This window comes from Pseudomonas sp. ADAK7 (assembly GCF_012935675.1).
Lineage (GTDB): Bacteria > Pseudomonadota > Gammaproteobacteria > Pseudomonadales > Pseudomonadaceae > Aquipseudomonas.
The window spans coordinates 443,674-456,918 of record NZ_CP052861.1; the positions used below are offsets into that span (position 1 = coordinate 443,674).

General features: G+C 62.7%; 8 protein-coding genes. 1 reads left to right on the top strand and 7 read right to left on the bottom strand.

Annotated features, from left to right (window positions below):
• Window positions 1-232: 232 nt before the first annotated feature.
• From HKK53_RS02120 to HKK53_RS02155, 7 genes are all read right to left on the bottom strand, one after another.
• A complete protein-coding gene (locus tag HKK53_RS02120) occupies window positions 233-1,867 on the bottom strand; it encodes a BatD family protein (RefSeq protein WP_169369119.1) in 1,635 nt (544 codons plus the stop codon).
• A complete protein-coding gene (locus HKK53_RS02125; RefSeq protein WP_169369120.1) occupies window positions 1,864-3,603 on the bottom strand; it encodes a vWA domain-containing protein in 1,740 nt (579 codons plus the stop codon). The genes HKK53_RS02120 and HKK53_RS02125 overlap by 4 nt, the downstream gene beginning before the upstream one ends.
• Window positions 3,600-4,676 carry a vWA domain-containing protein gene (locus HKK53_RS02130; protein WP_169369121.1) on the bottom strand — a complete coding sequence of 359 codons (1,077 nt, stop codon included), beginning with the start codon at window positions 4,674-4,676 and terminating at the stop codon, window positions 3,600-3,602. The genes HKK53_RS02125 and HKK53_RS02130 overlap by 4 nt, the downstream gene beginning before the upstream one ends.
• Complete coding sequence (locus tag HKK53_RS02135) at window positions 4,669-5,163, bottom strand: DUF4381 domain-containing protein (protein WP_169369122.1); 495 nt, start codon at window positions 5,161-5,163, stop codon at window positions 4,669-4,671. Before HKK53_RS02135 ends, HKK53_RS02130 begins: the two co-directional genes overlap by 8 nt.
• Entirely contained in the window at window positions 5,160-6,104 is a 945-nt protein-coding gene (locus HKK53_RS02140; RefSeq protein WP_149658256.1) for a DUF58 domain-containing protein, read from the bottom strand. The genes HKK53_RS02135 and HKK53_RS02140 overlap by 4 nt, the downstream gene beginning before the upstream one ends.
• A gap of 5 nt (window positions 6,105-6,109) precedes the next feature.
• Window positions 6,110-7,069: an AAA family ATPase gene (locus HKK53_RS02145; protein WP_003218556.1), complete on the bottom strand. Its 960-nt coding sequence runs from the start codon at window positions 7,067-7,069 to the stop codon at window positions 6,110-6,112.
• A 307-nt stretch (window positions 7,070-7,376) separates the two neighbouring features.
• The gene (locus HKK53_RS02155; RefSeq protein ID WP_169369123.1) at window positions 7,377-7,730 is read right to left on the bottom strand and encodes a hypothetical protein; all 354 of its coding nucleotides are present in this window, start codon (window positions 7,728-7,730) and stop codon (window positions 7,377-7,379) included.
• Window positions 7,731-8,234: 504 nt separating this feature from the next.
• Here HKK53_RS02155 and HKK53_RS02160 point away from each other — a divergent pair.
• Window positions 8,235-13,133, top strand: coding sequence for an NAD-glutamate dehydrogenase (locus tag HKK53_RS02160; RefSeq protein WP_169369124.1), 4,899 nt, complete (start codon window positions 8,235-8,237; stop codon window positions 13,131-13,133).
• The last annotated feature ends 112 nt before the right edge of the window (window positions 13,134-13,245 follow it).

Here is a 13,245-nt window from a genome sequence, read left to right on the forward strand (position 1 = left end):
GCGTGGGAAAGGATGGCGGCTAAAGGGGAGGGAGTTTACTGGCAAACGCCGAGGATGTGGTTGGTAACGCCCTCTGTAGCAGCGGTCGAGCCCCGCGAGGCCGCGTTCGGCGGCGAAGCCGTCGTAAAATCGGAGTGTGCGGTGTGTCAGGTAGACCGTGTGCATTGGGTTTACGACGGCTTCGCCGCCGAACGCGGCCTCGCGGGGCTCGACCGCTGCTACAGGGTAGGCGTTACTTCGGATAAAGCGGCGGCAACCCGCTATCGCCCACCGGATCCTGAACCCGTTCGGCGATCGGGATCGCCCGGGTCGCACGCCACAGGTCTTCGCCTTGCCAGTGCTGGCCGGTTTCGCTGTACAGCGCGCCGTTCAAGCCATCCAGGGCATCCGATAGCGGCACGAACCGCGCCGCCATGTCGGCCAGGGTTTCCGGTTGTTGCCGGGCCCAGGCGTCGAGGGCCTGGCGGGTGGCGTGGGGGTCGTTGGCCTGGCAGGCGCGTTTGAGTTCGTCGAGCACGGTGCGCGGGCTCGGGCCGGTTTGCGCGGCCCGCAGGATCGCCGGTTGCCAGCGCGCGCGCCACCACAGGCCGAAACCCAGCAGCGTGGTGCAGGCCAGGATCATCGTGCTGAGTTTCCACCACCACAGCGCTTCGCTGTCGGCGGCGTAATTCACGGGGGCGGTGCTCGCCGGGGTGTCGACCATCAGGCTTGGATTATTGGTCACTTGCAGCGTCCGCGCCGGCAGGCTGCTGTGTTCCAGGTGGTCTTCGAAAGTGTTCCACCAGACTACGTCCACTGTCGGCAACTCGATGGCGCCACTGTGGGAAGGCACCAAGGCTTCACGGTCTTCGCGACTGCCGATCAGCCCGCGTTCGCTGTTCTGATTGCCCAGGACCGGTTGGTCCGGGTAGCGGCGCAAGCCGTTGATGTCGGTGGCGGGCAGCGGCGGTAGCTGCGAACTGGCCAGGCCTTCGGCCTTCAAGGTCAGGCTGCGGGTCAGGGAATCGCCGACCTGGGCGTGATCCGGTTCCGGGCTCCAGCTTTCGCTCAAACTAAGGCTGCGCGCGGGCAGCCACGGCGCATCGGCGGGGTAAGTCTCGGGTTTGGCCTTGACCGTCAGCGGAATCTCGGCGGAGCTGACGCGCATCAGCTTGCCCGGTTTCGGCCCTTGGGACGTAGCGTCCTGCGCCGGTTGCACCAGGGTTGCGCTGAACACCTGGGTCGGAATGCTGAGCACGCCGCTGTGCTGGGGAAAGATCGCGTAGCGCATTTCGATCACGCCATGGCGCAGGCCATTGATGACCTTCTCATAGGTGCGCGAATCGCCCAGTTGTTCGATCCGTGCATCGGGGATTTGCAACGGGGTCAGGCTACTGTCGTCGTACAGCGACACCGAGTGGTAGATGCGCAAGGTCAGGATCGCCTGGGCCTGCACGTACACGCTGCTCTGGTCGAGGCTGGCTTCGATGAAGACCGGCGCCAGGGTGTGCTCGGTGTCCTGGTTTTCGCTCTCGACCACTTGGACAGTGATCGGCTGGCTGCGCACTTCGCCCAGTTGCAGCGATGGAATCTCCACGCTGCCGTTCTGCTTGGGCAGCAAGGTGATGATCCAGCGTGTGGTGGCGCGGTTGTCGCCGTTGATCGTGGTCAATTGGTTGACCTGGCGCGTGCCGCGCACTTCGAACGCGGACTCCAGCGGCGTCAGGTCGGGTTTGCCGAACAGCGTCACGTCAGTGGATTCCAGGGTCAGTTCGACCGTCTCGCCGGAATTCAGGCGACTGCGATCGACACTGGCGACCAACCCTGCAGCCTGGACCTGAAACGTCCAGAACAGCAAGGCGAGCAAGAAAGCGGTGAAGCGGGTCATCGAGTTTTTCCCTGATCCTGATGTTGTTGCTGTTCGTACCAGAATTTGCGCCGCAGCAATTCGCCCGGGTCATCCGGGATCTTGCGCAGCCATTGCTCCAGCGCCTGGGCCTGTTCGCCTTCAAGGCTGTCATTGGCCGGGCGTCGCGGGGGCGTGGTGCTTTGCTCGTCTTCCAGTTCGCTGCCCGGCACCTCATTGGCCCCCGGTTGCGGCGGCGTAGTGGGCGGCTCTTCGCTGCCCGGCGCGTTAGGCTGGGCATCGGTTTTCGCTTCGCCGCTGCTCGACGGCTGGGTGGCGGCGCCGGGTGCCGGGCTATCACTGGCGGTCCCGGGTTCGTCGCCTTCGGATTTGTCCGGTTCCGCCGCCGGTGGTGTGGCTTTCTGTTTGATCAGGCTTTCCACCAGCGCCTTGTTGGTCAGCGCCGGACGCAAATCCGGTTGGCGTTCCAGGGCCTGCTCGTAGGCATCCAGTGCCGCTTCCAGTTCACCGCCCTTGGCCAGGGCATTCCCCCGATTGTAGTGCGCTCGGGCGTCGTTGCCTTGGGCGAAGCGCTGGGCGGCGCCGCTGTAGTCGCCAGCCTCATACAACGCCACGCCTTGCCATTGCGGGTCTGCGAAATGTTGCGCGGCCTCGGCCGGACGTTCCTGACTGAGCAAATGCAGGCCGCGTTGATCGGGGCGCAACCACAAGTCTTCAAAGTCGAAGGCGTAGCTCGGCTGCGGCAACATAAACAGCAGCGGCAGACAGAACAACCAACCCCGGCGCCCGGCGAAAGAGGCGAGCAGCAGGAGGGGCAGCAACAGCCAGTAACCCTGATCGGCCCAGGTATCGAGGCGCAGGGTCTGGCCATCGGTGCGCAGGTTGCGCGGACCATCGAGCAAGCCGAGGGCGCCGAGGTCGGCATCGTCCAGCCGCGCCGCGTGGTAACGGCCACCCAAATCACTGGTGAAGGCTTTCAAACCCGGATTGTCCAGGTGCGGAACGAGAATCGCGCCCTGGTCATCCTTGAGGAAACTGCCGTCCTCTTGCGCGACGGGTGCGCCTTCGGGCGTGCCGACGCCGAGCATCAGGAATTCCGTGGACTTGCCGTTCAGCGCCCGTTCAATGCCGAAGCGTTCCTGTTCGCTCAGGGACGAGCCGATCAGCAGGATCCGCCCCTGGCCAAGTGCGCCCTGATCCAGCAGCGCCAAGGCCTTGGCCACCGCGAGATCGGCGCGATGACCCGTCTCGGGCATCAACGAAGGCTTGAGCGCATCCAGCAGATTGCGGCTGGTGGACAGGTCATCCGACAGCGGCACCAGCGTGTGAGCGCTGCCGGCGTAGACGACGATCGCGGTCTGCGCATCGCTGCGGCTTTGCAGCAAGTCGAACAGCTTGCGCCGGGCTTGTTCCAGGCGGGTCGGCGGGCTGTCGGTGGCGAGCATTTCCGGGGTCAGTTCCAGCACCACCACCAATGGATCGGCGGGTTTCTGACTGGTCTGTTCCACCCGTTCCCAACTGGGCCCGAGCAGCGCGCCGATGGTCAGCACCCAGGCCAGGCCCAAGACCACCCACGGCAATTTGCTGTCGCGACCGTTGCCACCGCTGAGCAGCGCGGCGTGGAAGGCTGGCGGCAGAATCATCTGCCAGCGCCCGGCACGTTTCTGCCGGTGCCACAGTTGCCAGAGCAGCCAGCCGAGCAACGGCAATAGCAGCAGCCACCAGGGCCGGAACCAGTAAGGCCAGAACGCGCTCATCGACGCCTCCGCAGGCGCAGGCGTTTGAGCCGTTGACGCCAGTCCGGCAGTTGGCTTTGCAACAGATCCCTGGTCAGCAAGCGTTGCAACGGGTTATCCGGCCAGCGCTCGCGCATCACCAGCAACATGCTCAGCAGCAGCGCCAGCGCCAGAGGCCAGTGATACAAGGCCTGGGCGGGGCGGGCCTGGGTCGGTTGCTGGGTCACCGGTTCGAGTTTGTCGAGGGTAGCCTTGATCGCCTCCAGCTCTTTACCGTCGCGGGCGCGGAAGTATTGGCCGCCGGTGGCCTCGGCAATGGCTTTCAGCGCCGGCTCGTCGAGGTCCAGGCTCGGGTTGACGCCGAGGAAGCCCAATGTGCCGCTTTGCTCCGGGTCGGCGCCGATGCCGATCGGGTAGATTTTCACCCCTTCACTGGCGGCGAGCCGCGCGGCGGTCAGCGGATCGATTTCGCCACCGTTGTTGGCGCCGTCAGTTACCAGAATCAGCACGCGGCTTTGCGCAGGACGCAGGCGCAAGCGTTTCAGCGCTAGGCCAATGGCGTCGCCAATGGCGGTGTTCTTGCCGGCGATGCCGATCCGCGCTTCATCCAGCCATACGCGCACGGTGCGGCGGTCGAAGGTCAGCGGCGCTTGCACATAGGCCTGGCTGCCGAACAGGATCAGGCCGACCCTGTCGCCTTCACGGCTTTCCAGAAAGTCACCGAGCAAATGCTGCACCAGCGACAGGCGGCTGACGTCTTCGTCCTGCCATTGCATATCAGGGAAATCCATCGAGCCGGAGACGTCCACCGCCACCAGCAAATCGCGACCACTGGCGGCAATCGGCAGCGGGTCGCCGAGCCATTGCGGGCGCGCGGCGGCGATCAGCAGCAACAGCCACAACAGGATGAACGGTGCCTGTTGACGCCACGCCGGCAGGTTGGCCCGGGCACGACGGCGAGTCAGGCCTTCGAGATCGCTTAAGAAGCTAACCTTGAGCGCCGGTTCGCCGCTGTCGGCCACCGGCAGCAGCACGCGCATCAGCCACGGCAACGGCAGCAAGGCAAAGATCCATGGCCAGGCGAACTCAAACATGTTTGCGAATCCAGGTGTCGACGGCTTGTGTCAGGCCGGCGATGGCCTTGTCGTCGAGTTTGCATTCGGGCTTGTACGCGCCTTCGACCAGTACCATCCAACGCGTCAAACCCGCGGCCGGGCAGCGGTTGTCGAGGAAGGCCAGCCATTTGCGGCCGTTGAGGGTGTGGCTCTGGCTGTAGGGGTAATGGTTGCGGCACAAGCGTTTGAGCAAGCCGTTGAGTTGCTGCAACCAGGCACCGGCCGGCGCGCCGTCGTAGGGCTTGGGCATCCGCGCCAGTTCGGCGAGGGCGGCGACACGCACCGGGTCCAGCGGTTGGTCCGCCCGGACGATGGGGCGTTTGTTCGGAATGAAGCGGCGCAACTGCCACAGGCCAAAGCCGATCAGCGGCAGTAATAGAAGCAACAGCCACCAGCCCGGTGCCGGTGGCCAGAAGCCGATCGGCGGCGGGGTCATCAGCGGTTGCAGTTGCTCAATGCTGTTCATCGACCTTTCCCCGGTTTCTGTGGGTTCAGGTATTCGCGCAGTTGCTCGACCATCTCGCTCTGGGTGCTCAACGGCATCAACAACACCCGCAGCTTCTGCGCGAGCAATTCCCAGTGGGCGATGCGCGCTTCGGCTTGGGCGCGGTAGGTCTGGCGCAGGTCGAAATTCAGCGTGTCGAGTTCCAGTTGCGCACCACGTTCGGCGAAACGAAGCAGGCCGGCGGCGGGCAGGGCGTGGTCCAGCGGATCGGACAGCGGCAACAGCAACAGGTCGCAATGACGCGACAACAGGCTCAATTGCTGTTCGGAGCCTTCGGTCAGCGCACGTTCGTCGCAGATCACAATCACCAGGCTGCCAGGACGCAACACTTCCCGGGCGCGGCGCAGGGCCAGGTTCAGCGAATCGCGGTTCTGCTCGCTTTCGGTGTGCAGCGACTGGTTGACCCGGACCAAACGGTTGAGCAATTGCAGCAGGCTTTGCTTGCTGCGTCGGGGTTTGATTTCGTAGTGCTCGTTGTCGCCGAACACCAGCCCGCCGACCCGATCGTTATGCCCCAGGGCGGCCCAGCCGATCAGGCTCGCGGCTTGCGCGGCCAGCACCGACTTGAACATCAATCCCGAGCCGAAAAACAGCCGACGACTCTGCTCGACCATGATGAAAATCGGTCGCTCGCGTTCTTCGTGGAACAGTTTGGTGTGCGGCTCTTGGGTGCGGGCGGTGACGCGCCAATCGATGGTGCGCACGTCGTCGCCGGCCTGATAGACCCGCACCTGATCGAAGTCGACGCCACGGCCACGCAGCTTGGAGTGGTGCAGGCCGATCAGCGGGCTGCGCTGGCTCGGCGTCGAGAACAACTGCACTTCGCGCACCCGATGGCGCATCTCGATCAGCTCGGCGAGGCTGACACGGATGCCCGGCTCGGGCGGCAGGATGGCGTTCATCAGGGTCAAGCGACGGCTACGACGTCGAGAATCCGCTGGACCACCCGGTCCTGGTCGATGCCAGCCGCCTCGGCTTCAAAGGACAGGATGATGCGGTGACGCAACACGTCGAACAGCACGGCCTGAATGTCTTCCGGGCTGACGAAATCGCGACCGGCCAGCCACGCATGGGCGCGGGCGCAACGGTCGAGGGCGATGGAGCCGCGCGGGCTGGCGCCATAGGCGATCCACTCGGCCATCTCCGGATCGAACTTGGCCGGGGTGCGGGTGGCCATGACCAGTTGCACCAGGTATTCCTCCACGGCGTCGGCCATGTACAAACCGAGGATTTCCTTGCGCGCGGCGAAAATCGCCTGCTGGCTGACCCGACGCTCGGGCTTGGTTTCGCCATTAAGAGCTTCGCCGCGGGCCTGTTGCAGGATGCGCCGTTCGACGGCGGCGTCCGGGAAACCGATTTTGACGTGCATCAGGAAGCGGTCGAGCTGGGCTTCGGGCAGCGGGTAGGTGCCTTCCTGCTCGATCGGGTTTTGCGTGGCCATCACCAGAAACAGCGGCGACAGCTCGTAGGTGCTGCGCCCGACGCTGACCTGGCGCTCGGCCATGGCTTCGAGCAGCGCCGATTGCACCTTGGCCGGGGCGCGGTTGATTTCGTCCGCCAGCACCAGATTGTGGAAGATCGGGCCTTGCTGGAACACGAAACTGCCGGTTTCCGGGCGATAGATCTCGGTGCCGGTGATGTCGGCCGGCAACAGGTCGGGGGTGAACTGGATGCGATGGAACTGCGCTTCGATGCCTTCGGCGAGCTCTTTGATGGCCTTGGTCTTGGCCAGCCCCGGGGCGCCCTCGACCAGCATGTGGCCGTCGGCGAGCAAGGCGATGAGCAAGCGCTCGATGAGTTTTTCCTGGCCGAGAATCTGCGTTGAAAGAAAGGTTCGCAGCGCTAGCAGCGCTTCACGATGTTCCATCGATGACTGTTCCTGGAAAGGGTGACCGAAGACGTTCGAATAACGCCAGGGCTGGGGGCGTTACTTTAATGCATCGCGGGGGGTGGCGACTAACGGCATTTTGCGCAAAGTGTGGGAAATGGTTAGGGAAATTGTGATCGTTCCCACGCTCTGCGTGGGAATGCAGCCCGTGACGCTCTGCGTCACCACTCTAAAGCGGGACGCAGAGCGTCCGATGATGCATTCCCACGCGGAGCATGGAACGATCATTGCTGGACCTGTAGGAGCAAGGCTTGCCCGCGAAGGGGCCGGTACAGGCGCCGAAAAATTACAGCTCGCTGATATAAGTCCCGGTCCCCTTGAGAATGTTCTGCAAGGTTTCTTCCACTTCCGCCAGGTCGCTGGCATCGGTGCTGTGGGTGATTTCCAGCGAGTCATCGCCATTCAACGCATCCGCATCCCCTGCCGCGATCTCGATCAGCAGGCGGGTAGGGCTGAGGGTGACTTTCACCCCGTCCAGGGTCGAAGGCTCATCGCCGAGGCTGATGTCCAGCGCGTCCTCGTCCGGGTAGCGGGTCATCAGGAACATGTCGCCCTGATCGCTGTGGCAGCAGAGCATGGCCATGTTGTCTTCTTCGTCATCGCACGGGTTGACGATCAAGAGGGCGGTGGTCATTTGCATGGGGAATTCCTGGCTCGACGAGCATTGTGAAGACGAACAAAGGGCGATTCTGCCAGCCGCCGGGAATTTCTGCTTGCCTGAGTGTCAGAGGATGTGTCGTGAACATCCGGTGTGTTGCTGGTCATTTCGGGTACGGACGTGCCGCAAAACCGGGGTTAAACTCCCCGTTTTACTGTGCGGCTGCTAGTGTTGTTCGATGCACAAGGCGCAAGCTGCGTGCCGATGACCGAATATGTCGCAGCACCGCAAGCAGGCACGTTGTCGCACTCGTTAAGCTGCGCATCGAATGGATACCGCTAAAGGCATTGTGCAACTCATCGTACAGTCGCTTTTGCCGATACCCATTCTTGGAAGGTGAATGTGACCTGAGTGTCTCGTCCAGCTTCACCCACCTGTCACCCTGTTTCCTCTGCCCGAGAATCAGGAACAGGGTGACGGATCGCCCCGAAAGGGGTTTTGCACGCGACGCTTCCATCAATAACAAGCCCAAGCGGAGTACCACAGATGGCGTTCTTCACCGCAGCCAGCAAAGCCGACTTCCAGCACCAACTGCAAGCGGCACTGGCGCAGCACATCAGTGAACAGGCACTGCCACAAGTGGCGCTGTTTGCTGAACAATTTTTCGGCATCATTTCCCTCGACGAGCTGACTCAACGTCGGTTGTCCGACCTCGCCGGCTGCACCCTTTCTGCATGGCGCCTGCTTGAGCGCTTCGATCACGCGCAACCGCAAGTGCGCGTCTACAACCCCGATTACGAACGCCACGGCTGGCAGTCGACCCACACCGCGGTCGAAGTGCTGCACCACGACCTGCCATTCCTCGTGGACTCGGTGCGTACCGAGCTGAACCGTCGCGGCTACAGCATCCACACCTTGCAAACCACTGTGCTGAGCGTGCGTCGCGGCAGCAAGGGCGAGTTGCTGGAAATCCTGCCCAAAGGCACCCAGGGCGAAGGCATCCTGCAAGAATCGCTGATGTACCTGGAAATCGACCGTTGCGCCAACGCGGCCGAACTGAATGTCCTGAGCAAGGAACTGGAACAGGTTCTCGGCGAAGTCCGCGTTGCGGTCGCCGATTTCGAGCCGATGAAAGCCAAGGTCCAGGAAATCCTCACGGGCCTGGACAACAGCCAGTTCAAGGTTGATCCAGAAGAAAAAGCCGAAATCAAAAGCTTCCTGGAATGGCTGGTGGGCAACCACTTCACCTTCCTGGGCTACGAAGAATTCGTGGTCAGCGACCAGGCCGACGGCGGCCACATCGAGTACGACGAGCAGTCCTTCCTCGGCCTGACCAAACTGCTGCGCACCGGCCTGACCTACGAAGACCTGCGCATCGAAGACTACGCCGTGAACTACCTGCGCGAACCGACCCTGTTGTCGTTCGCCAAGGCTGCGCACCCAAGCCGTGTGCACCGTCCGGCGTATCCGGACTATGTGTCGATCCGTGAAATCGACGCCGACGGCAAAGTCATCAAGGAATGCCGTTTCATGGGCCTGTACACCTCCTCGGTGTATGGCGAGAGCGTGCGGGTTATCCCGTACATCCGCCGCAAGGTCGAAGAAATCGAACGCCGTTCCGGCTTCCAGGCCAAGGCTCACCTGGGCAAGGAACTGGCGCAGGTGGTCGAAGTGCTGCCCCGCGACGATCTGTTCCAGACCCCGGTGGACGAGCTGTTCAGCACCGTGATGTCGATTGTGCAGATCCAGGAACGCAACAAGATCCGCGTGTTCCTGCGCAAAGACCCGTACGGCCGTTTCTGCTACTGCCTGGCCTACGTGCCGCGCGACATCTACTCCACCGAAGTGCGCCAGAAGATCCAGCAAGTGCTGATGGATCGCCTGAAAGCCTCGGACTGCGAGTTCTGGACCTTCTTCTCCGAGTCCGTACTGGCTCGCGTACAGCTGATTCTGCGGGTTGATCCGAAGAACCGTTTGGACATCGACCCGGTCCTGCTGGAAAAAGAAGTGGTCCAGGCCTGCCGCAGCTGGCAGGACGACTACGCCAGCCTCGTGGTGGAAAGCTTCGGCGAAGCCCACGGCACCAACGTGCTGGCTGACTTCCCGAAAGGCTTCCCGGCCGGTTACCGCGAGCGTTTCGCCGCGCATTCGGCCGTGGTCGACATGCAGCACCTGCTGAGCCTGACCGAAAAAAATCCGCTGGTGATGAGCTTCTATCAGCCGCTGGGCCAGGTGTCCGGTCAGCGCGAGCTGCATTGCAAGCTGTACCACGCCGATACGCCGCTGGCGCTGTCCGACGTGTTGCCGATCCTGGAAAACCTCGGCCTGCGCGTGTTGGGTGAGTTCCCGTATCGCCTGCGTCACAACAATGGCCGCGAGTTCTGGATTCACGATTTCGCGTTCACCGCTGCCGAAGGCCTGGAACTCGACATCCAGCAACTCAACGACACGCTGCAGGACGCCTTCGTCCACATCGTGCGTGGCGATGCCGAGAACGATGCGTTCAACCGCCTGGTGCTGACCGCCGGCCTGCCATGGCGCGACGTCGCGCTGCTGCGTGCCTATGCGCGTTACATGAAGCAGATTCGTCTGGGCTTCGACCTGGGCTACATCGCCAGCACCCTGAACAACCACACCGACATCGCTCGCGAGTTGACCCGGTTGTTCAAGACTCGTTTCTACCTGGCGCGCAAGCTGACCAGCGACGACCTGGAAGACAAGCAGCAACGTCTGGAACAAGCCATCGTCACCGCACTGGACGACGTCCAGGTGTTGAACGAAGACCGCATCCTGCGTCGCTACCTGGACCTGATCAAGGCCACGCTGCGCACCAACTTCTACCAGACTGATGCGCAGGGCCATAACAAGTCCTACTTCAGCTTCAAGTTCAACCCGCACCAGATTCCAGAGCTGCCGAAGCCAGTACCGAAGTTCGAAATCTTCGTCTACTCGCCGCGCGTCGAAGGCGTGCACCTGCGCTTCGGCAACGTCGCGCGTGGCGGTCTGCGCTGGTCCGACCGCGAAGAAGACTACCGCACCGAAGTGCTGGGCCTGGTAAAAGCCCAGCAAGTGAAGAACTCGGTCATCGTGCCGGTCGGCGCCAAGGGCGGTTTCCTGCCGCGTCGCCTGCCACTGGGCGGCGGTCGCGACGAAATCGCGGCCGAGGGCATCGCCTGCTACCGCATCTTCATCTCGGGCCTGTTGGACATCACCGACAACCTGAAGGACGGCGCGCTGGTTCCGCCGGCCAACGTCGTGCGTCATGACGACGATGACCCGTACCTCGTCGTTGCAGCGGACAAGGGCACTGCGACCTTCTCCGACATCGCTAACGGCATCGCCATCGACTACGGTTTCTGGCTGGGTGACGCGTTTGCTTCCGGTGGTTCTGCCGGTTACGACCACAAGAAAATGGGCATCACCGCCAAAGGCGCGTGGGTCGGCGTACAACGCCACTTCCGCGAGCGCGGCATCAATGTCCAGGAAGACAGCATCACCGTGGTCGGCGTCGGCGACATGGCCGGTGACGTGTTCGGTAACGGTTTGTTGATGTCCGACAAGCTGCAACTGGTCGCAGCCTTCAACCACCTGCACATCTTCATCGACCCTAATCCGCAACCGGCCAACAGCTTCGTCGAGCGTCAGCGCCTGTTCGATCTGCCGCGTTCGGCCTGGACCGATTACGACACCAGCATCATGTCCGAAGGCGGCGGGATCTTCTCCCGCAGCGCGAAAAGCATCGCGATTTCCCCGCAGATGAAAGAGCGCTTCGACATTCAGGCTGACAAGCTGACCCCGACCGAACTGCTGAACGCCTTGCTCAAGGCACCGGTAGACCTGTTGTGGAACGGCGGTATCGGTACTTACGTCAAGGCCAGCAGCGAAAGCCACGCCGATGTCGGCGACAAGGCCAACGATGCACTGCGCGTGAACGGCAACGAACTGCGCTGCAAAGTCGTGGGCGAGGGCGGTAACCTCGGCATGACCCAACTGGGTCGAGTCGAATTCGGCCTCAATGGCGGCGGTTCCAACACCGACTTCATCGACAATGCCGGTGGCGTGGATTGCTCCGACCACGAAGTCAACATCAAGATCCTGCTGAACGAAGTGGTTCAGGCCGGTGACATGACCGACAAGCAACGTAACCAGTTGCTGGCGAGCATGACCGACGAAGTCGGCAACCTGGTGCTGGGCAACAACTACAAGCAGACTCAGGCACTGTCCCTGGCGGCCCGCCGTGCCTACGTGCGGATTGCCGAATACAAGCGCCTGATGAACGATCTGGAAGGGCGCGGCAAGCTGGATCGCGCCATCGAGTTCCTGCCGTCGGAAGAGGCCATCAACGAGCGCCTCGCGGAAGGCCACGGCCTGACCCGTGCCGAGCTGTCGGTGCTGATCTCCTACAGCAAGATTGACCTCAAAGAAGCGCTGCTCAACTCGCAAGTGCCGGACGACGATTACCTGACCCGCGACATGGAAACCGCTTTCCCGCCAAGCCTGGTGAGCAAGTTCTCCGACGCCATGCGCCGTCACCGTCTGAAGCGCGAGATCGTCAGCACCCAGATCGCCAACGATCTGGTGAACCACATGGGCATCACCTTTGTTCAACGACTCAAAGAGTCGACCGGCATGAGCCCGGCGAACGTGGCCGGCGCTTATGTGATCGTGCGCGACATTTTCCATCTCCCGCACTGGTTCCGTCAGATTGAAGCCCTGGATTACCAGGTCTCCGCCGACGTGCAACTGGAGCTGATGGACGAGCTGATGCGCCTGGGCCGCCGCGCGACGCGCTGGTTCCTGCGTGCCCGCCGCAACGAGCAGAACGCTGCCCGTGACGTTGCGCACTTCGGTCCGCACCTGAAGGAGCTGGGTCTCAAGCTCGACGAACTGCTGAGTGGCGAGATCCACGAAAACTGGCAGTCGCGCTATGAGGCGTACGTTGAAGCCGGTGTGCCGGAGTTGCTCGCGCGCATGGTGGCTGGCACTTCGCACCTGTACACCTTGCTGCCGATCATCGAAGCGGCCGACGTGACCGGCCAGAACGCAGCAGACGTCGCGAAGGCTTACTTCGCCGTCGGCAGCGCCCTGGACATCACCTGGTACCTGCAACAGATCAGCGCACTGCCGGTTGAAAACAACTGGCAAGCCCTGGCCCGTGAAGCGTTCCGCGATGATGTGGACTGGCAGCAACGTGCGATCACCATCTCCGTCCTGCAACAGGGCGACGGCACCCAGGACGTGGAAACACGCCTGGCGCTGTGGATGGAAGAGCACGAAGGCATGATCGGACGCTGGCGCGCGATGCTGGTGGAAATCCGTGCCGCCAGCGGCACCGACTACGCCATGTACGCAGTGGCCAACCGTGAGTTGCTGGACCTGGCGTTGAGCGGTCAGGCGGTCGTGCCTGTCGCTGCTGCTGCCCTGGAGCTGGAACCGGCGGCCTGATAGGCGCTGAATGAAAAAGCCCCCGTGTCGTGAGATGCGGGGGCTTTTTTATGCCTCAGGGGTTTATTGTGTCTGGGCGGGCCTCTTCGCGGGCAAGCCTCGCTCCTACAAA